18 protein-coding genes are annotated in these 18,308 nt (G+C 57.9%); 4 read left to right on the top strand and 14 right to left on the bottom strand.

The features are described 5' to 3' along the window. Positions 1-45: 45 nt before the first annotated feature. The 5 genes from FZF01_RS08840 to rpoE all read right to left on the bottom strand — a co-directional run bounded on the left by FZF01_RS08840 (position 46) and on the right by rpoE (position 4,254). Positions 46-1,470, bottom strand: a complete 1,425-nt coding sequence (locus FZF01_RS08840; RefSeq protein WP_373286413.1) for a DegQ family serine endoprotease — start codon at positions 1,468-1,470, stop codon at positions 46-48. A 25-nt stretch (positions 1,471-1,495) separates the two neighbouring features. Continuing rightward, positions 1,496-1,969 (bottom strand): SoxR reducing system RseC family protein, encoded by a 474-nt coding sequence (locus FZF01_RS08845; RefSeq protein ID WP_150277782.1) that lies wholly within the window; start codon positions 1,967-1,969, stop codon positions 1,496-1,498. 62 nt (positions 1,970-2,031) lie between these two features. Further along, complete coding sequence (locus FZF01_RS08850) at positions 2,032-2,976, bottom strand: MucB/RseB C-terminal domain-containing protein (RefSeq protein ID WP_150277783.1); 945 nt, start codon at positions 2,974-2,976, stop codon at positions 2,032-2,034. Positions 2,977-3,024: 48 nt separating this feature from the next. Next, positions 3,025-3,621, bottom strand: a complete 597-nt coding sequence (locus tag FZF01_RS08855) for a sigma-E factor negative regulatory protein (protein ID WP_150277784.1) — start codon at positions 3,619-3,621, stop codon at positions 3,025-3,027. A 57-nt stretch (positions 3,622-3,678) separates the two neighbouring features. After that, positions 3,679-4,254: an RNA polymerase sigma factor RpoE gene (rpoE, locus tag FZF01_RS08860; protein WP_150277785.1), complete on the bottom strand. Its 576-nt coding sequence runs from the start codon at positions 4,252-4,254 to the stop codon at positions 3,679-3,681. A 278-nt stretch (positions 4,255-4,532) separates the two neighbouring features. Between rpoE and nadB the strand changes: the two genes are divergently transcribed. Beyond that, positions 4,533-6,146, top strand: coding sequence for an L-aspartate oxidase (nadB, locus tag FZF01_RS08865; protein WP_150277786.1), 1,614 nt, complete (start codon positions 4,533-4,535; stop codon positions 6,144-6,146). On the opposite strand, the gene FZF01_RS08870 is transcribed toward nadB, so the two are convergent. After that, positions 6,115-6,567, bottom strand: coding sequence for a hypothetical protein (locus FZF01_RS08870; protein WP_150277787.1), 453 nt, complete (start codon positions 6,565-6,567; stop codon positions 6,115-6,117). The genes nadB and FZF01_RS08870 overlap by 32 nt on opposite strands. Next, positions 6,551-6,805, bottom strand: coding sequence for an FAD assembly factor SdhE (locus tag FZF01_RS08875; RefSeq protein WP_150277788.1), 255 nt, complete (start codon positions 6,803-6,805; stop codon positions 6,551-6,553). The genes FZF01_RS08870 and FZF01_RS08875 overlap by 17 nt, the downstream gene beginning before the upstream one ends. A gap of 237 nt (positions 6,806-7,042) precedes the next feature. Between FZF01_RS08875 and ygfZ the strand changes: the two genes are divergently transcribed. Both ygfZ and FZF01_RS08885 read left to right on the top strand, forming a co-directional pair. Further along, positions 7,043-7,957: a CAF17-like 4Fe-4S cluster assembly/insertion protein YgfZ gene (gene ygfZ / locus FZF01_RS08880; RefSeq protein WP_223825446.1), complete on the top strand. Its 915-nt coding sequence runs from the start codon at positions 7,043-7,045 to the stop codon at positions 7,955-7,957. Positions 7,958-7,969: 12 nt separating this feature from the next. Next, a complete protein-coding gene (locus FZF01_RS08885) occupies positions 7,970-8,797 on the top strand; it encodes an HDOD domain-containing protein (RefSeq protein WP_150277790.1) in 828 nt (275 codons plus the stop codon). A 36-nt stretch (positions 8,798-8,833) separates the two neighbouring features. On the opposite strand, the gene FZF01_RS08890 is transcribed toward FZF01_RS08885, so the two are convergent. The 7 genes from FZF01_RS08890 to FZF01_RS08920 all read right to left on the bottom strand — a co-directional run bounded on the left by FZF01_RS08890 (position 8,834) and on the right by FZF01_RS08920 (position 15,679). Beyond that, on the bottom strand, positions 8,834-9,649 hold the full coding sequence (locus FZF01_RS08890; protein WP_150277791.1) for an enoyl-CoA hydratase: 816 nt from the start codon (positions 9,647-9,649) through the stop codon (positions 8,834-8,836). Between the two features lie 31 nt (positions 9,650-9,680). Next, a complete protein-coding gene (gene ung / locus FZF01_RS08895) occupies positions 9,681-10,376 on the bottom strand; it encodes a uracil-DNA glycosylase (protein WP_150277792.1) in 696 nt (231 codons plus the stop codon). A 3-nt stretch (positions 10,377-10,379) separates the two neighbouring features. Continuing rightward, entirely contained in the window at positions 10,380-10,709 is a 330-nt protein-coding gene (locus tag FZF01_RS08900; RefSeq protein WP_150277793.1) for a hypothetical protein, read from the bottom strand. A 34-nt stretch (positions 10,710-10,743) separates the two neighbouring features. Beyond that, entirely contained in the window at positions 10,744-12,030 is a 1,287-nt protein-coding gene (locus tag FZF01_RS08905) for a flavohemoglobin expression-modulating QEGLA motif protein (protein ID WP_150277794.1), read from the bottom strand. A 441-nt stretch (positions 12,031-12,471) separates the two neighbouring features. Continuing rightward, positions 12,472-13,974, bottom strand: a complete 1,503-nt coding sequence (lysS, locus tag FZF01_RS08910) for a lysine--tRNA ligase (RefSeq protein WP_150277795.1) — start codon at positions 13,972-13,974, stop codon at positions 12,472-12,474. Positions 13,975-14,049: 75 nt separating this feature from the next. Next, positions 14,050-15,145 (bottom strand): peptide chain release factor 2 gene (gene prfB / locus FZF01_RS08915; RefSeq protein ID WP_150277796.1). Its coding sequence is split into 2 segments (ribosomal slippage): positions 14,050-15,072 and positions 15,074-15,145, totalling 1,095 coding nucleotides; the frame shifts between segments, so codons are not numbered across the junction. A gap of 123 nt (positions 15,146-15,268) precedes the next feature. Then, complete coding sequence (locus tag FZF01_RS08920; RefSeq protein ID WP_150277797.1) at positions 15,269-15,679, bottom strand: hypothetical protein; 411 nt, start codon at positions 15,677-15,679, stop codon at positions 15,269-15,271. Positions 15,680-15,858: 179 nt separating this feature from the next. On the opposite strand from FZF01_RS08920, the gene FZF01_RS08925 reads away from it, so the two are divergent. Then, positions 15,859-18,270 carry a phosphoketolase family protein gene (locus FZF01_RS08925; protein ID WP_150277798.1) on the top strand — a complete coding sequence of 804 codons (2,412 nt, stop codon included), beginning with the start codon at positions 15,859-15,861 and terminating at the stop codon, positions 18,268-18,270. Positions 18,271-18,308: the final 38 nt, after the last annotated feature.

An 18,308-nucleotide genomic window follows, 5' to 3' on the forward strand; every position in this document is an offset into this window, starting at 1 on the left:
CTGGAAGACCAGGCGGAAGCCGTATTAGCAGCACATTAAGCCTTTCTACTCGGCCAATCGGAAAGTAATGTAGCTGGCGCGGCCCTGGCGGACCACGCGCATGGAAACCGAGCGATCTGTGGGTAACGCCTCGGCTATTTCCTCGAACTGCTCCACCGACTCGATCTGTCTGTTATCCAGGCTGGTGATAACATCACCGGCCCTCAGCCCCACCATCGCCGCCGGACCCTGGCGTACCTCACGTACAACAATACCTGCGGCCACATCCATGGCCTCACGCTGCTTCTGCGTCAGCTCGGCTACTACAACGCCAAGCCGGTTAGTCGCTGCGGATGGCGCCTGCTCGCTTGGCACGGCTGCCGCTGCGATCGAATCATCCTCGGGCAGCGCACCGACTTCCAGATTCAGGGTGCGGCGCTTTCTGTCTCGCATAACAACAACGGAGGCCTTTTCACCCGGACGCACCCGACCCACAGCATGGGGCAGATCGGAGGACATATTGATCTCCTGACCGTTGAACTGCAGGATTACATCGCCGACCTGCAGGCCACCCTCGTCCGCCGGACCGCCCGGCATGATCTGAGCCACCAGCGCGCCTGCCGGCTTGGGCAGACCAAAGGACTCAGCCAGGTCCTTGTTTATTTCCTGGACTACAACCCCCAACCATCCGCGCTGCACGGTGCCGTTTTTCTTCAACTGCGCTACCACATCCATGGCAACGTCAGCCGGAATTGCAAAGGAGAGCCCCATGAAACCGCCGGACCGGGTGAAGATCTGCGAGTTGATACCCACTACTTCCCCATCAAGATTCAAGAGCGGGCCGCCAGAATTACCCGGATTGATGGCCACGTCAGTCTGAATGAAAGGAACATAGTTCTCGGTCGGCAGACTCCGACCTTTTGCGCTCACAATTCCCGCCGTTACCGAATAATCAAAGCCAAAAGGCGAGCCAATCGCAAGAACCCATTCACCCGGCTTGAGATCCGACGATTTGCCGATTCGAACAGCAGGCAAATCTTCATCAGCCTCAATCTTCAGCAGCGCGAGATCCGAACGCGGATCGGCACCTACCAGCTTGGCTACCATTTCCCGGCGGTCGGACAAACGCACGAATATCTCGTCGGCCCCTTCTATCACGTGATTATTTGTCAGAACATAACCATCATCTGAAAGAATGAATCCAGAGCCCAGTGATTGGGGTGAGGGTTGCTGCCGGCCTGGCTGCTGGGGACCCTGAGGAAAACCGTGCTCGAAGAACTCACGGAAAATGGGTGGCAACCCCTCAAGATCGGGCATGCCCTGCCCACCGGCCACTGGCGATCGGCTGGCCGCACGACTGGTGCTGATATTGACTACGGCGGGGGATACTTCCTCCACCAGATCAGTAAAATCAGGGAGCCCCTGAGCCAGACCCAGCGATTGCCAGCCAAGCAGTGCTGTGGCGGCTGTCGCAGCCATCAAGCGCTTCATCGAATACATATGATTGAGCCTCTTTCTAGAATGAGCCTCGGACCAGCAAAGGCGCTGCTGATCCATCAGGCAAATGTCGTAGTACGCGAGCATGATAAGCCGGATTGCCACGTTCGCGTTGCGCCCACCAACCTGTTGTGACAAATCCGCTGGCAAGCCCGCAAGCCGCCGCGAGGATAATCCAGGGTTCGGACATTCCTAGCTGATCCGTCAGCGCAGCGAAAATGAACATTGCAAGCAGGGGCAGGATATACATCAGGGTTGACGCCTTTACAACAGCATCCTCCGGAAGACCTATGATGACCTCGTCACCGATCGATAGAGGCTGGTCGCAAAGCACCCGGATAAAACCACGGCGCGCGCCGGACCCCAGGCGCTCGAGCAATGCCTGGCCGCACCCGGCCCGGGCCTGGCAGCTATTGCACGTGCTGCGCCGGATGGTTTCGACCCAGGCAGCGCCCGGTTCCAGACTCAGAATTCTACCGCGCTCTTCAATCACGCTTTGTCACCTGCAATGCCTGCAAAAACGTAATGAGAAATTCTCAATCGGCACGCGATCTGTCAAGGGTTAGCCTCGATAAACGCTTGGGAATCAAAATCAGGTGACAGGGACGCGACTATACGACCTGCTGTAACCGGTGGTATCTCGCCAACAACGGTAGCCATGAAAGCCCCGCCTGGCGTGTCCAGCCTGCGACTGACAGCAATTGTCGGCCCCAGTTGGGCAAGAAGGTCTGCTGCTACCTGACCGTCAACTAAAGGCTCGATAAAAACGGTAAACCGGGCAAAACCGTCAGTGAAAATCTGGGTAACGATTGGCAGGTCACTGTCAGCTGACTGGCGAGCCTCACGCCTAATGGGTGCAAAACCAGGAGGGACCCAGGCCGGCAACCAGCGGTCGTTCGCCAGCGATGTCACTACAGATTCTTCATTCACCGCCAAACAGGTACTGGCGGCTGAGAGATTTTTCGGATCAACAGAACCGAGCTGCAAATTGGTAAATTGAAATCGCTCCAGTAACGCGCCCTTCTCGTCGACCAGCAAGGCCTGCAACAGCAGACCACTGTCGACATCAAGGTAGAGCTCGTGGGCGTAACGGAAGGAATCGCGCGGCTGGACTGATAAAACAGTGACGGCTCGGTTGGCAACCCGGCCAGAACCGAGCACCTCCAATGAATACCACTGCTGAAGCGTTGGTGCTTGTTCCGGCAGCATTGCCCTGTCCGATGGCGCCGCACCTGCGGTCGGAGCGCTCGTGCATTCCAATGCATCGTTCCGGCGCAACCACTCCTGAGGCGTACCGTCAGTGCGCAGCAAGCGTTCCACGACTTCGCCGTTGGCCTGCCGCCAGACTCTGTGGGTACTGAAGCTACCAGCGCGCTCATAGATAAAGTCGCCCTGGTAACTCATCCCATGCGCTGCGCTGGTCATCTTTTTCAACAGCGTTTCAGCTTCATCAGCCATCAGCGGGCCGGCAAATAGCAGCGCAGTCGATACCAAACCCACTACGAGACAGCTGCGCAACCCGTAACTGGCAGTCGCGGCCGCCTGCACCTATCGCCCTTCCATACTGGCTGCGCGGGCATTAGGCAATAATTGCGGGGTGATCTGACCATCTCCCTGGCCGGCATGCTGACGCAGATAGGTGTCGATTTTCTGCTCTTGCCACGCAGCGAGCGGCTCTTGCGCTGGCGGCTCATCTGCGTCTGGTTGCGAATAACCCGCAAGTACCGCACCCGGCTGTGCAGCCGGGGCACTGGGTAACGCAACCGGCGGCGTCTGATCGGCTACCATTGCCTCACTACCCGAGCTCCCATCCTGCTGGAACATGTTCACGCCCACCAGAACCGCAACAGTAACGGATGCGGCCACTGCAAACCGGCCCACACTCTGCCAGATCCGCGAGGTCTTGGCAGTTGCCGGAGCAGGTACCGGATCATTGGCAATCGCAGCAGCGATGCCCTCGGACAGATCAATCTTGCCCTGCCAGGGTTCCTTGTGCATCAATGCACGCGCCGCCTGGTATCGTGCCCAGTCGCTACGCAAGGACGAATCATCCCCGCACGCTTTCAGAACACGGCGTACTTCAAGCTCATCCGCTTCGTTGTCCATAAGCGCGGAGAGAGACTCCTTCAAGGATTCACTGCTCATTGCTATACCTCTGCTTTTGGCCCTTTGGGCTAGCTGCATTTGACCCCCGGCGCCCGCTCAATCTTCGAGCAGGGGCTTGAGAGCTTTGTCAATTGCCTCTCGGGCCCGGAAGATACGTGAACGTACCGTACCAACCGGGCAACTCATTACCGCGGCAATATCTTCGTAACTCAAACCTTCGAACTCGCGTAGCGTCAAGGCAGTACGCAAGTCGTCCGGCAGCTGCTGCAGGGTCCTGTTGACCATCTGCTCAACCTCATCACGCAGCAAATCGCGTTCCGGCGAATGAATATCCTTGAGAGCGCTATCTCCTTCGTAATACTCGGCTTCATCAGCCGCAATATCAGAATCGGGCGGTCTGCGTCCGCGTGCTACCAGATAATTCTTGGCCGTATTGATCGCTATGCGGTACAGCCAGGTATAAAACGCGCTGTCTCCGCGAAAATTGGCCAGGGCGCGGTACGCCTTTACAAAGGCTTCCTGCGACACATCCTGCGCTTCATGGCTGTCGTGCACAAAACGCATGACCAATGCCAGAATCTTGTGCTGATACTTGAGTACCAGCAGATCGAACGCCCGCTTGTCACCGCCTTGAACCCGGACTACCAACTCCTGGTCTGTCTGCTCAGCCATGCGGCAGCTCCCGACGGCCTGGGCCTTGTAGCCCTGCCTTACTGTGATAGACCAGCAATGTAAGCAAAAGTTCTCCCCTCTTCAGGCTCAGCTGTATGAGCATTGGAAAACACCTAAAGTTCCGCCAAGCCCGTAAAATATTGTCATTATTCGGCAACATGATGCCGTAAAGCCATCTGCGCAAGTTTGTATTGTGGCGTACGCGCCTTCTATATACTAGTTGCCAATACATTCCGTCCGGGCAACAACCCGGCTCATCAGGCCCTGATTGAGACACCATGGGACAAGCGCATAATTACGATGTTTTGGTTATTGGTAGCGGCGCCGCCGGTCTGACACTGGCTTTGCACCTGGCAGACGACTTGCGGGTGGCCGTGATCAGCAAGGGCCAGCTGTCCGAAGGCTCGACTTTCTGGGCACAGGGTGGCGTGGCTGCCGTCCTTGACGATACCGATACAGTCGACGCCCATGTGCAGGATACGCTTGACGCCGGCGGGGGCCTGTGTCGTGAAGATGCGGTTCGACAGATTGTCGGCAGCAGTCGTGATGCTATCGGCTGGCTGATAGATCAGGGCGTACCTTTTACCCGCGAACGACGTGCTGATGGCAGCGAGAGTGATGATTTTCACCTGACTCGGGAAGGAGGCCATAGCCACCGCCGCATCATCCACGCAGCGGACGCAACCGGCGCAGCCATTTTCAACACGCTACTCCACAAGGCGCAGGAGCACAGCAATATCGAGCTGCTGGAGAACCGGGTTGCCGTTGACCTGATCACCACCAGAAAACTGGGACTACCTGGCAAGCAATGTCTGGGCGCCTACATTCTGAACCGTAACAACGGCCATGTTGAAACCTATGGCGCGCGCTTTACGGTTCTGGCAACGGGTGGTGCGAGCAAGGTCTATCTGTATACAAGCAACCCCGACAGCGCGTCGGGAGACGGCATTGCCATGGCCTGGCGGGCCGGCTGCCGGGTGGCGAATATGGAGTTCAACCAGTTTCACCCCACTTGCCTCTATCACCCCAAGGCCAAGAGTTTTCTGGTGACTGAAGCGTTGCGGGGAGAAGGTGCACTGCTCACGTTAGCGGACGGCTCGCGTTTCATGCCACGTTTTGACAAGCGTGCAGAACTCGCACCTCGGGATATCGTTGCACGCGCGATCGACCACGAGATGAAGCGTCTGGGTCTGGATTGTGTCTTTCTGGACATCAGCCACAAGCCGGCGGATTTCATACGCAGTCATTTTCCGACTGTACATGAGCGCTGCCTGGCATTCGGGATCGATATCACGCGCGAACCGATACCGGTGGTGCCGGCTGCCCACTATACCTGTGGCGGCGTTGTGGTTGACGCCTGCGGTCGCACCGACGCAAACAACCTGTACGCCATAGGGGAAGCCAGTTACACCGGCCTGCATGGCGCCAACCGAATGGCCAGCAACTCACTGCTGGAATGCATTGTGTTCGGACGTGCCGCAGCTCAGGACATACTTAACGAACTTGAACGGACCCCCATGCCGGACAATCTGCCGCACTGGGACGAGAGCCAGGTCACCGACTCGGACGAAGATGTGATCATTTCCCACAACTGGGACGAGTTGCGCCGATTCATGTGGGATTACGTGGGTATCGTGCGCACCACAAAGCGCCTGCAAAGAGCCAAGCATCGTGTTGATATGCTGCTTGCGGAAATCCACGAATTCTACAGTAACTACCGAGTCAGCCGGGACCTGCTGGAACTGCGAAATCTGGCGACGGTTGCCGATCTGATCATCACCTCAGCGATGCAGCGCCATGAAAGTCGTGGCCTGCATTATACGCTCGACTACCCCAACCTGTTGCCAGAGGCCGTCGATACTATTCTGCGGCCGCCCAACGCTGACGACTGAAGCGTAGCCGCAACCTGAGGCGCCGCAAGGCGTCCTCGGCGGCAGCATCTGCGGGCAGGATCACAGACACTGCGAGCCAGCGCCCCGGCTCCCTGAACCGCACAACGGTAAGGAAGGCACTGACGAAGGTGTCCGCCAACAACCGCGCTGCGCTTTCAGAACCATCGCGGCGCATGACATGCCATCCCTGACTGTCGAACCGCAATCCGGTAATCGATTGCGCGTGCTGCAAGCTCACCTGCCGCGGCCAGACCCATATACCGTAACCCAGGACGACAAGCATGCTGGCCGTAGCCAGCAGCGGAGGAAGGCCGCTGCGCAGGAGCGCTGCACAGGCGAGAACGCTCAACAGAATCACCAACCCCCCCAGAAAACGAGAAGGCTGCCTGCGAAGCATCAGATAATCAGGCTGGCTGAACACGGTCGAGAATCATCCTTACCATACGTTTTAGATCCGGGTCGTCGGGTTCGCTGCGTTGCATGAACCAGCCGAACATGTCCTGGTCTTCGCTCTCAAGTAACTTTCGATAACGCAATTTGTCTTCTGCATCCAGATCGCTGTAGGCTTCCTCGAGAAACGGTCCCAGCAGTACATCCAGCTCAAGCATGCCCCTTCGACTATGCCAGTACAGCCGTTTCTTCTCAATTTCAGCCGACATCTCTCTCTCCGCAATAAGGTAAAAACGCCTCAGAATGCACAGGTGACATTATAAGCGCAAGACGACACTGACAAGCTGCCGACGCCGCCCTATGATGTAACAGCTGAATTCATCAGGCAATCAGAGCTTATGACCCAAACTAATCCGCTAAATAGTGAACTCGCGAGATACTTCCCAATCGATTCGCCAACGAAGTCGCCTGCAACAGCACTGGCCTGGCTTGGCCATGAACGCATTATGGCAGTCAGCGGCCCCGATTCGGCGAAATTTCTGCAGGGACAACTGACCTGCGACGTCACCCGCCTGCCTCTGCCTGGCAGCGTTCTGGGCGCCCGGTGCAACCCCAAGGGCCGCATGCAGTCGAGCTTCAGGCTACTTCGCCATGACGAGTCAGACTACTTGCTGGCGATGGCAGAAGCGCTAATCGGGCCCCAAATCACAGACCTTACCAAGTATGCTGCCTTCTTCAAGACCAAGATAATCGACGCCACAGATAGCTGGGTGAGGCTGGGACTCCATGGAGAGAAGGCCTCTTCGCTTCTGGCTGAACTTGATCTGCCCGTACCCGGAGCACCAGATACCGTGGAACAGCTGGATGCCGCAAGGGTAGTTCGCCTGCCCGGCAACGATAGCTTTGAGCTCTGGCTTCCGGCCGAAATGGCCCTGCCTGCTATCGAGCGGTTGCTTGCCACGGCCACCGCCATACCATTAAACGATTGGCAGCTACTGCAGATTCGTGCGGGTATTGGCCAGGTGTTTGCTGAGACACGTGAAGCCTTTATTCCACAGATGCTCAATCTTCAGGTATTTGACGCCGTAAGCTTCAAGAAAGGCTGCTACACAGGCCAGGAAATTGTGGCCCGCATGAAGTATCTGGGAAAACTGAAAAAACGCATGTTCAGACTCGTCAGTGAGAAGTCTGACTGTCTGGCCCCGGGCACCCCGGTAGTCAACAGGGACACCGGACAGGTGTTGGGGGAGGTGGTGATGGCAGCCCTGGGCCCCGAGCATATGGAAATGCTGGCGGTAGTACAAAAGGATGCGGCACAATTGGCATCGTTGTGTGCAATTGATAGCCAGGGGCCAGCACTCACTCTGGCTCCCCTGCCCTACGAGTCCGAAGTGGCCGACGAAGCCGGCCAGGCGAAATGACAAGGAATACCCATGACTGATCTGGCCCAGCGCGTACAGGAAGAATTGATTCAGGCAATCGACAAGGATCAGTTGGTACTGCCTACGCTTCCAGAAGTCGCCCTGCGCATACGCGAAGCCGCAGAAAACCCTGACGTCAGCATTCCCGACCTGGTTCGTGAGATCAGCAATGACGCCGCCTTGAGCGCACGCCTGATCAAGGTAGTTAACAGCCCACTACTGCGCACCCGCCAGGAAATCACGGATCTGGGCATGGCGGTCAACCGCATGGGCATCAATTACACCGCCAACCTCGCAACGGGACTGGCGATGTCGCAGATGTTCCAGGCGACCTCTGACGTTATTGACCGCAAGATGCGTGAAGTATGGGCCCGCAGTACCGAAGTAGCTGGCATCAGTCACGTACTCTGCCGACACTACACCCGACTCAAGCCCGACCAGGCGACGCTTGCCGGGCTAGTGCATCAGATTGGAGTCCTGCCAATTCTGAGCTATGCCGAAGAAAACAGCCAGTTGCTGAGGGATTCGATCAGCCTGAACCTGGTGATCGAGCATATTCATCCGATACTGGGTGACCGCATTCTGGCAGCCTGGGATTTTCCAACACCCTTGCGCCACATACCGACCGAGCACCTGGATTTCAATCGTAATACGCCTACGGTCGATTACTCGGATGTGGTCCAGGTCGCGATGCTACAGAGCCTCAGCAGTGAGCATCCCCTCGCCCAAATGGACTGGAGCACTATAGCCTCCTTCAACAAGCTAGGACTGGCTCAGGGGGAGGACGGCGACGAAGATCTGTCTGCCGAAATGGAAGCCGCCATGCAGCTGCTGGGCTAACCGCCCGGCAGGCACGGGTAGCGAACCACTGCCTCGTCAGCGATTACGCCACTGTGGCGGGCGCTTGTCGAAGAACGCGTTGACACCTTCCAGGGTGTCCTCGTAATCGAACAGGTCAACAAAACGCTCACGTTCTTCGGGCAGCAAACTGTTGAGTGATTGACGTCGCGCCCCCTGGATAAGGCTCTTACAGACCTTGACAGCCATCGGGCTCTGCCTGCCAACCTGAGCCGCCAGCCTTAGGGCGGTCGCCAGAGCCTGGTCCTGCTCTACCACCTCTTCCACCAGCCCGATGCGCTCGGCTTTGACCCCGTCAATCCGCTCTCCGCACAGAATCATCCGCTTGGCCCAGCCCTCTCCGACCAGCCAAGCCAACGCCTGGGTACCGCCTGCGCACGGCAACAGGCCAACTCCTGCCTCCGGCAGTGCCAGTTGCACCTGACGCTCGGCAATTCTGATATCGCAAGCCAACGCACACTCCAGACCGCCACCCATGGCATAGCCGTTGAGCGCCGCAATGGTTACGCCGGAGAAATCGCGCAGCGTCTCGAAAGCCTTGCCGAAGAGACTCGCCATCTCACGGGCTCTGGCCTTGTCGCCGTCGGCAAAAAGTTTAAGGTCGGCACCGGCTGAAAAGAAACGATCACCACGCCCGGTAATCACCAGGGCAAAGATCTCTGAATCGGCACCAAGATGCCCAACCAGCTCGATCAGCCCGTGCAAGGTATCGCTGTCCCATGTATTGGCTGGCGGATTATCGATGGTAACCAGCGCGGTGTGGCCGACTTTCTGCACGACCAGCTTGTCGGTACGTGGGACCAGAGCGGTATAGGGTTGCAGTGCGTGATCCATGGAGGCCTCCAGAAACAGTGAAGAGATAAATTCAGACTGCGCTATCGGGCAAGGCCCAGTCAATCGGCTTGCGCCCGTGCAATTGAAGATAGTCATTTGCGGCTGAAAAATGGCCGTTACCGAGAAAGCCCCGGTGGGCTGACAGAGGGGAAGGGTGAGCCGAGGTAAGAACGCAATGCTTCGAAAGATCAAGCTGTTCGGCCTTCTGCCGCGCATAGCTGCCCCACAAAATGAAGACCAGATGCTCATGCTGCTGCGCTGCCACCTCGATAATCCGGGTGGTGAATCTCTCCCAGCCACGCTTGGCATGGGAGCCCGCGTCACCCGCCTCTACTGTTAGCACCGCGTTGAGCAAAAGCACGCCCTGCTCTGCCCAGTGGGTGAGGCATCCATGCGCTGGTCTGGGTATATCGAGATCCCTCTCCAGCTCCTTGAAGATATTTTGCAGGGAAGGTGGCGGCCTTATGCCGGGCGGCACAGAGAAAGCGAGCCCATGGGCCTGGCCCGGACCGTGGTAAGGATCCTGGCCAAGTATGACCACCTTGACCTGATCCAGCGGGGTACTGTCCAGAGCATTGAAGATCCGGGGACCGGGAGGATAGATGATTTGGCCGTTTGCTTTCTGCACGCGCAGGAACTCGCGCAGAGTGCGCATGTATTCCTTCCCGAACTCATCAGCCAGAGCGGCTTTCCAGCCTGACTCCAGCTTGACCTCGCCCTGTGCCACTGGTTACTCCGCTACCGGCACAGACTGGGCGCTGCAGCGCACAACACGCTGACGATCATCAATCAACAGCCCGGACAAGCCGTTATGTCGGCTGTCATGCAGAATCAGGATGCCATCGACGCACTCCGCGACCTGATCGGCAGCACGACTACGCATCTGCCCCGCTTCTGCAGAGCCCACCTTGATCAGACTGAATTCGGCCACGACCATGCCCTGTTCTTCCCGGGAGAAGTTCAGGTAACCATAAAAATACAACACCATAACTGTGGCAAAGACCGTCGCGAAGGCGGTCAGAATCATTGGTATCTTGTTCATTTCCTTGCTATCACTCATTGGAATTCCTTGCACTCTGGCCCTGTAACAAGACTCAGAGAATGTTGGCGTAATCGGCCTCGATCCTGTCGAGACTGAGGTTATTCAGAAAGCCGGAAAAACACATCCAGGCACTCAGCGCATTCAGATCGGCAAAGGGTTCTGGCAAGTAACGCGGCGGCACCACAAGCCCCTCCTCTACCAGTTGGCCCAGGGTGCGCATATCTTCCAACGTGGTCTTGCCACAGAACAATAGCGGTATTTGCTGGAGCTTGCCCTTGCGTACCGCGAGCTGAATATAGTTATAGGTCAGGATAAAACCCTTTAGATAGGCCAGATCCTTGGTAAACGGCAGCCCATTACTGCTGGATCCGCGAAATACCCGACTGGCATTGGTGTAACTGTTTTCACGGGAATATTCCTGCTCCCGGTAAAACTGGAATACATCCATAAAGTCACCACCACTTTCAGCCAGCTGAATCGCCCGTGTGCGGTCGGTCAGTTTGCGCAAACGCGCCGGATAGGAGGCGAAGGTGATTACCTCCATCAGAATGGCCAGGCCCTCCTGGGTCACGGTCGACGACGGCGGCCCCTTGGCCAGGAAGGTACAGATCGGCTGGTGCTGGCCGTTAAGACTGGTCGCTACATGCACCATGCCCTCGTGCACGGCGAGGATTTTCAAATCACGCTGATTGAATTTGGCGTCACTGCGGATCTTGATATAGTCCGCGCCAGCAGCCGCGTCAGCGACGATGCCGTCGGATTCGAATACGCGCACGGCCTGATCGTCCGGAAAGGCTTCATTCATCCGCGCCTGCAAAATGTCCACCGCTTCGGGCGCAGCGATGGTCTTGGGCTCACTGAGCAATTCGGTCTTGCCGATATTGGCCAATGACTCGCTGAGCATGATGCCCAGATCGGTCAGGGTCGGGTCGCCAGCGTGGAAGGCGTCGGAGGCAGAACCATACAATTCCTGGGATATAAGCCCCATATCAGGGGTGCCGCGCGCCTCGAGCATGCGGATCACCATGCGGTATTCCTTGCACATGCGCCGCATGATCTGGCCTACCGGGTTGAAGGTGCCCAGCTGACGGGTGATGTCGCGTTCGATATCCTGCAGCACCTGGCGACGCTCTGCCGGGTCAAAGCCCAGCGGGCGCTTGGCGTAGTAATCAGGGCCCACATCGGGAATGCTCTTGCAGCGTTTGCGAAAGAACTCCTCACGCAGACTGTCATCCCACTTGATCGCATCCAGAATCCGGATCGGCGCCTGCGCCTCGACAATGCGGTCGGACAGACTGCGAATTACCAACTGGTACTGCTCGCTCTGTTTTACCGTCATGGTGTTCCTGCTTTGGTTTATGCGTGGTCGGGTGATGCTTTTTCGAGCTCGTGCAACGCTTGGCCGGGCAACCCTCATGCTGGACACGCCGCAAGTACATCCCTGTAGGCTCGTCGCTGGCCATCCCTGGCCATCGACGGTCCAGCATGAGGGTTACCCGGCGCCGCGGTAGGGAAAGGAGTGCTTCCGAGAGCGCCTAAACCCCATACCAATCCCCACTTTACGTTCCGCGCTGCCTCTTCAATCTCACCGGAAACCTGATCAAACACCCAAGTCTACAAGCGTGTCTGGGTGCGGCCGGTGGCGGACCGTCGCTGGCCAGGGACGGCCAGCGACGAGCCCACATGGATGTGCTCGTAGCGTGTCCGCCACCGGCCGTACCCAGGCGCGCCAAACACACAATCCCTGAGATCAGGTTTCCTTAAACGTTACCAAACGAACTCAAACCTCAGGCCGCATATGCGGAAACAGAATCACATCGCGAATGGACGGCGCGTCAGTCAACAACATCACCAGGCGATCAATACCGATGCCCTCGCCCGCCGTCGGCGGCATGCCATATTCCAGCGCACGCACAAAGTCGGCATCGTAGTGCATGGCTTCATCGTCACCCGCATCCATGTCTGCTACCTGAGCCAGGAAACGCTCAGCCTGGTCCTCGGCGTCGTTAAGCTCCGAGTAGGCATTGGCAATCTCGCGGCCGCCAATAAATAGCTCGAAACGGTCAGTCACACTCGGATCATCGTCACTGCGACGCGCCAGCGGAGACACCTCAAAGGGATAACGGGTAATGAAAGTCGGCTGCTCCAGAAGATGCTCGACCCGCTCCTCGAAAATCATCACCTGCAGCTTGCCTAGACCCTCGAAGCCCTTCACATCCGCACCGGCTTTCTTGGCAATAGCACGGGCCGAGTCCAGGTCCTGTAGATCAGCCGCACTGATCTCGGGGCAGAACTTCAGGATTGAATCGAACACCGACAGCCGAGCAAAGGGCTCGCCGAAATGGAACACCTTGCCCTGGTAGGGCACATCTGTGGTGCCCAAGACTTCCGTCGCCAACTCGCGGAACAGCTCCTCGGTCAGATCCATGTTGTCTTCGTAATCGGCATAGGCCTGGTAGAACTCGAGCATGGTGAACTCCGGATTGTGCCGGGTCGAAACACCCTCGTTGCGGAAGTTGCGGTTGATCTCGAACACCTTCTCGAAACCGCCCACCACCAGACGCTTCAGATACAGCTCCGGGGCAATACGCAGGAACATCGGCAGATCCAGCGCATTGTGATGCGTCTCGAAGGGCTTGGCCGCCGCGCCACCGGGGATCGTCTGCAGCATGGGCGTTTCGACTTCGAGGAAATTACGGTCAGCCAGGAACTTGCGGATATGTGCGACCACACGTGAACGGATCAGAAACGTCTTGCGCGTCTCTTCGTTGACGATCAAATCAACATAACGCTGGCGGTAACGCTGCTCGGTATCGGTAAGACCGTGGTGCTTGTCCGGCAGTGGCCGCAATGACTTGGTCAGCAGCGTAGCCTTTTGCATCTGAACGTACAGATCGCCTTTGCCCGAGCGCTGAAGGATACCTTCGGCCGCTACGATATCGCCCAGGTCCCAGTGCTTGATAGCCTCCAGGGTTTCGGCCGGCAGGCCCTTGCGGTCAACGTAGAGCTGAATGCGCCCACTGACGTCCTGCAAAACCAGGAAAGCACCGCGATTGAGCATGATACGACCGGCCACCTTGGCCGGGATCGCTGCTTCCTCAAGCTCCGGTTTGGTCTTGTCCGCATAGGTTTTCTGCAGATCGGCGCAGTAGCTGTCACGGCGGAAATCGTTGGGAAATACCCGGCCCTTGGCGCGTTCGTGGGCGAGCTTTTCCTTGCGCATCGCGATCAGGCTGTTTTCTTCCTCGTGACGGGCGTGCGGGTCTTGCGGCTGGTCGGTCATGTTTGCGTATTCCTGGGCGTTACAGTTGTATGGCGTAGATCAGACGTTGTCTTGCATCGGGCGCGGCGGCGGCGCTTAAAGCCCCTGTTTCAGACTGGCTTCGATGAATTCGTCCAAATCCCCGTCAAGTACCGCGTTGCAGTTGCTGTTCTCGATATTGGTCCGCAGATCCTTGATCCGGGACTGATCGAGTACATAGGAGCGGATCTGGTGGCCCCAGCCAATATCGGACTTGCTGTCTTCCAGCGCCTGGGCAGCGGCTGTGCGCTTCATCATTTCCTGCTCGTAGAGTTTGGCGCGCAGCATCTTCATCGCGGTATCGCGGTTGCCATGCTGGGAACGCTGGCTCTGACAGCTGACCACCGTATTGGTCGGTACGTGGGTAATGCGCACCGCAGAATCGGTGGTGTTAACGTGCTGGCCACCAGCGCCCTGGGAGCGATAGGTGTCCACGCGCAGATCGGCGGGATTGATATCGATCTCGATATCGTCGTCAATCTCCGGGGAGACAAATACCGCGGAGAAGGAAGTATGCCGTCTGTTGCCCGAGTCATAGGGGCTCTTGCGCACCAGGCGATGCACACCGATCTCGGTGCGCAGCCAGCCAAAGGCGTATTCACCCTTGATATAGACGGTAGCGCTCTTGATACCGGCAACTTCACCTTCGGAGAGTTCGACAATCTCGGTTTCGAAGCCGCGCTGATCGGCCCAGCGCAGGTACATGCGCAGCAACATGTTGGCCCAATCCTGGGCTTCGGTGCCACCCGACCCGGCCTGGATATCCAGATAGCAATTGGTTGGATCCATCTCGCCACTGAACATGCGGCGGAATTCGAGCTTCTCCAGACTCTTCTGCAGTCTATCAAGCTCGGTCACCACATCGGCGACTGCGCCTTCGTCCTCTTCTTCGGCTGCCATTTCCAGCAATTCCGAAGCATCGTTCAGACCGGCATGCATCTCGTCCAGGGTTTCCACGATCTGCGCCAGCTGCGCGCGCTCGCGTCCCAGGTTCTGGGCCCGCTCGGGGTCGTTCCAGACGCTGGGGTCTTCCATTTCGCGTTCGACTTCGGTCAGACGATCATGTTTATGATCGTAGTCAAAGATACCCCCTGATGGACTCAGAGCGGCCACGCAGATCTTTGATGGTGTTAAGAATCGGATTGATTTCCATGGTGACAAATCCCGTCAGGCAAAAGCCGCCACTATAGCCGATTTCGGGCTCCACGTGCAGTACTCAAGGGTTTGTAGAGCAGACTGCAGTGGCGCCCGAGGGAGCCACCAACCCAGCCCTTTCTCAGTGGGGCAACACCCGGACGAATACAATAGTGCCTATGCCCCAGAATGCATTTAGTATGAAGCCTATGATGAAACGGCCTGGTAGCTGGGCCATATCAAAACCGTACCCCTTGAGCGGAAATACAACGATAAGCGCGACCAGGGTCAGCGCGATACCACCGAACAAAGCGGCCTTGAGCCAGATCAGAGCATGGCCGATTTTGTCCAGCACTGCGATCATGACCAACGCCCAGAGCCCACCCCAGAAACTCGCTGATATGACTGAGGGAATCCCCAGCGGGGCAGTGGGTTGCAGCGAGTAAGGTGCGAAAGGCACCACACCCGCCGAGTGCAGAAGCCCCAGTGCCGCCTGATGAAAGCACAGAACAGCCAGGAAACCGGCGACGAAAACGAATATCCAGCGTTGCATGGTCACACCTCTTTATTATTTTGAGCTACGACTATAGCAGGCTCGAAGCACTGCGCCATGGCCCTGCAAAGCGGTGAAACCAAAGGGATGCAAATGGCCTTGACGCAGATCAGTTAGCTCCACTGTGCTACGGCCTAGACTGAACCGATCAGGTCACTTATTTGCAACGGAGTCATACCGTGAGCCAGCTACTGCCAGACCAGAACACGCTTGATGAACACGCAGATCAATGCCCGGCCTTTGCCCGCTGGCGCGCCGGCCATGGCGTCATTGTGCATACCCCGGAAACCCAGGCAGCTGTTTATCGCCTGGCTCACCTGTTACAGCAAAAAGGTCAGCACGCTGATCCCGACGGCGTATACAACCAGCTTATCGCACTCGACCATCTAACCAGCGCCGGCATGTGGCTGGTGGTGCACATGACCTACGCCAAGCGCTGCCAGACAGACGGCACGCCGTTGGCAGCAGAGGATTTCAAGTCCAGACCCGAGGGTCATACCGGAGGCGCCCTGAACATGGTGCCCGCCTATGCGGCCTATCTGGCACTGGATAGCCTGACGGGACGCACGCGCAGCTGGCTGATGGGGCAAGGGCATTGCGTGGCAGCGATTGACGCCGTCAACGTTCTGATCGGCAATGTGCACCCCGAGCAGGCCGCACGCTACGCCGGCAATGCAGGGCTTAACCAGCTGTTAAAGGATTTTTATGGCTATGCGCAGATGCCCAATGGGCGCCCTGCAGCTCCCTTGGGTAGTCATGTCAACGCCTTTACCGCAGGCGGCGTGATTGAGGGTGGCTATTTGGGCTTTGCCGAATTGCAATATGCGCACATGCCTCTACCGGGCGAAACGCTGGTGGCCTTTCTATCCGACGGCGCCGCAGAAGAGCAACGTGGCAGCGACTGGATTCCACGTTGGTGGCGGGCTGAAGACTGTGGCGTAGCCCTGCCGGTAATGATCGCCAATGGCCGGCGCATTGAGCAACGCACCGAGTTGGGCACCGAGAAGGGCCTGGATGCCTTTGCCAAACATCTTCGCGCCTGCGGCTTTGATCCGATGCGCATCGACGGCCGTGATCCCGCAGCCATAGTCTGCGCCCTGCACGAGATGGAGCAGCGCCTGGAACGCCGCGTGGAGGAATACCATGCCGGACTGTTGCAGTATCCCCTGCCGATCCCCTATGCCATCGCCGAGACGGTCAAGGGATTCGGCTTTTATGGCGCCGGCAAGAACGCCGCGCACAACCTGCCCCTGCCAGGCAATCCACGGCACGATCAAGCCGCACGGGACCTGTTCAACCAGCACGCCGGGTTGCTCTGGGTAAGCCCCTTGGATCTGCAGCAGGCACGCGAGCAACTCAACCGGCATGATGCCGATAAACGTCCGCGCGAGCGCGACCATTCCCTCGCGAAGCGCAACCCGGCAGAGCCGATCATTCCTCCACTGGAATGGAGCCAGGATACGGTGTCACCCATGCGCGCAGTAGATCGTTTTTTCACCTCACTGGTCGAAGCCAACCCCGAACTGCGCGCCCGCGTAGGCAACCCGGACGAACTGGCCAGCAACCGTCTGAGCGGCGTCCTCAAGGCGCTCAAGCACCGCGTGCTGGAACCGGAAAGCGAGCTCGAAGCGATTGATGGCAGAGTGATTACCGCTTTGAATGAAGAGGCCGTGGTCTCCGCCTGCCTGGCCAACAAGGGAGGACTGAACCTGGTTGCCAGTTACGAGGCCTTTTGCGTAAAAATGCTTGGGGCCGTGCGTCAGGAGCTGATTTTCGCCCGCCATCAGAAAGAAGTGGGCAGGCCCGCCCAATGGTTGGGATTTCCGCTGATTGCCACCTCACACACCTGGGAAAACGGCAAGAACGAGCAGTCGCACCAGGACACCACCTTTTGCGAAAGCCTGCTGGCCGAGATGCACGATGTAATGCGAGTTCTGTTTCCTGCGGACTACAACAGCATCCTCGCCCTGTTGCCGGGCATCTGGCAAAACCGCGGACAGCTCAGCTGCATGGTCATCCCCAAGGGAGAGTGTCCTGTATGGATGAGCCCGCAGCAAGCCCACCAACTGGCAGACCAAGGTGCCATTGTGCTTAATGAACATCGGGGCAAAGGCGAACCTTTACTGTTGATCGCCAATGGCGCATACCAGCTCGGTGAAATGCTCCGCGCCGCACAGCGACTGACCGAGCATGACCAGTCTTGGCGATTGGTGTATCTGCAGGAGCCGGGACGATTTACCACCCCCCGGGACACTCACGAGGCCGCATGCAGCGCCAGTGCCCAGGAAATAGAAACGCTGTTTCCTGCCAGCATGACCCGGCGCGTGATGCTCACTCATATGCGCCCCGAGGTGATGCGTGGCCATCTGCACAGCCTGTTCCCGGTTCCGGCACGCAGTCAGGTGCTGGGGTATATCAACCAGGGCGGAACATTCGATCATACCGGCATGCTGTTCACCAACCGTTGCACCTGGGCCCACGTAATTGGGGCCGCCGCGCGCACGGCGCCAGAGGCCGACTCACAATATTGGCTGGATGAGCAGGAGTGGGCCGCTATAAGCGGTTGCGGCAACCCGGCAATATTACGCTGAAAAGCGCGGGCCCTGATTGATGGGCCCGCAACTTTTCT

The organism is Halopseudomonas salina (assembly GCF_008641105.1).

What these genes read in the sequence shown, in the direction of transcription:
- FZF01_RS08840 (WP_373286413.1), bottom strand. Translation starts at nt 1,470, where the DNA reads ATGAAGCGCTTGATGGCTGCGACAGCCGCCACAGCACTGCTTGGCTGG.
- FZF01_RS08855 (WP_150277784.1), bottom strand. Translation starts at nt 3,621, where the DNA reads ATGAGCAGTGAATCCTTGAAGGAGTCTCTCTCCGCGCTTATGGACAAC.
- rpoE (WP_150277785.1), bottom strand. Translation starts at nt 4,254, where the DNA reads ATGGCTGAGCAGACAGACCAGGAGTTGGTAGTCCGGGTTCAAGGCGGT.
- nadB (WP_150277786.1), top strand. Translation starts at nt 4,533, where the DNA reads ATGGGACAAGCGCATAATTACGATGTTTTGGTTATTGGTAGCGGCGCC.
- FZF01_RS08875 (WP_150277788.1), bottom strand. Translation starts at nt 6,805, where the DNA reads ATGTCGGCTGAAATTGAGAAGAAACGGCTGTACTGGCATAGTCGAAGG.
- ygfZ (WP_223825446.1), top strand. Translation starts at nt 7,043, where the DNA reads ATGGCAGTCAGCGGCCCCGATTCGGCGAAATTTCTGCAGGGACAACTG.
- FZF01_RS08885 (WP_150277790.1), top strand. Translation starts at nt 7,970, where the DNA reads ATGACTGATCTGGCCCAGCGCGTACAGGAAGAATTGATTCAGGCAATC.
- FZF01_RS08890 (WP_150277791.1), bottom strand. Translation starts at nt 9,649, where the DNA reads ATGGATCACGCACTGCAACCCTATACCGCTCTGGTCCCACGTACCGAC.
- FZF01_RS08900 (WP_150277793.1), bottom strand. Translation starts at nt 10,709, where the DNA reads ATGAGTGATAGCAAGGAAATGAACAAGATACCAATGATTCTGACCGCC.
- FZF01_RS08905 (WP_150277794.1), bottom strand. Translation starts at nt 12,030, where the DNA reads ATGACGGTAAAACAGAGCGAGCAGTACCAGTTGGTAATTCGCAGTCTG.
- lysS (WP_150277795.1), bottom strand. Translation starts at nt 13,974, where the DNA reads ATGACCGACCAGCCGCAAGACCCGCACGCCCGTCACGAGGAAGAAAAC.
- FZF01_RS08920 (WP_150277797.1), bottom strand. Translation starts at nt 15,679, where the DNA reads ATGCAACGCTGGATATTCGTTTTCGTCGCCGGTTTCCTGGCTGTTCTG.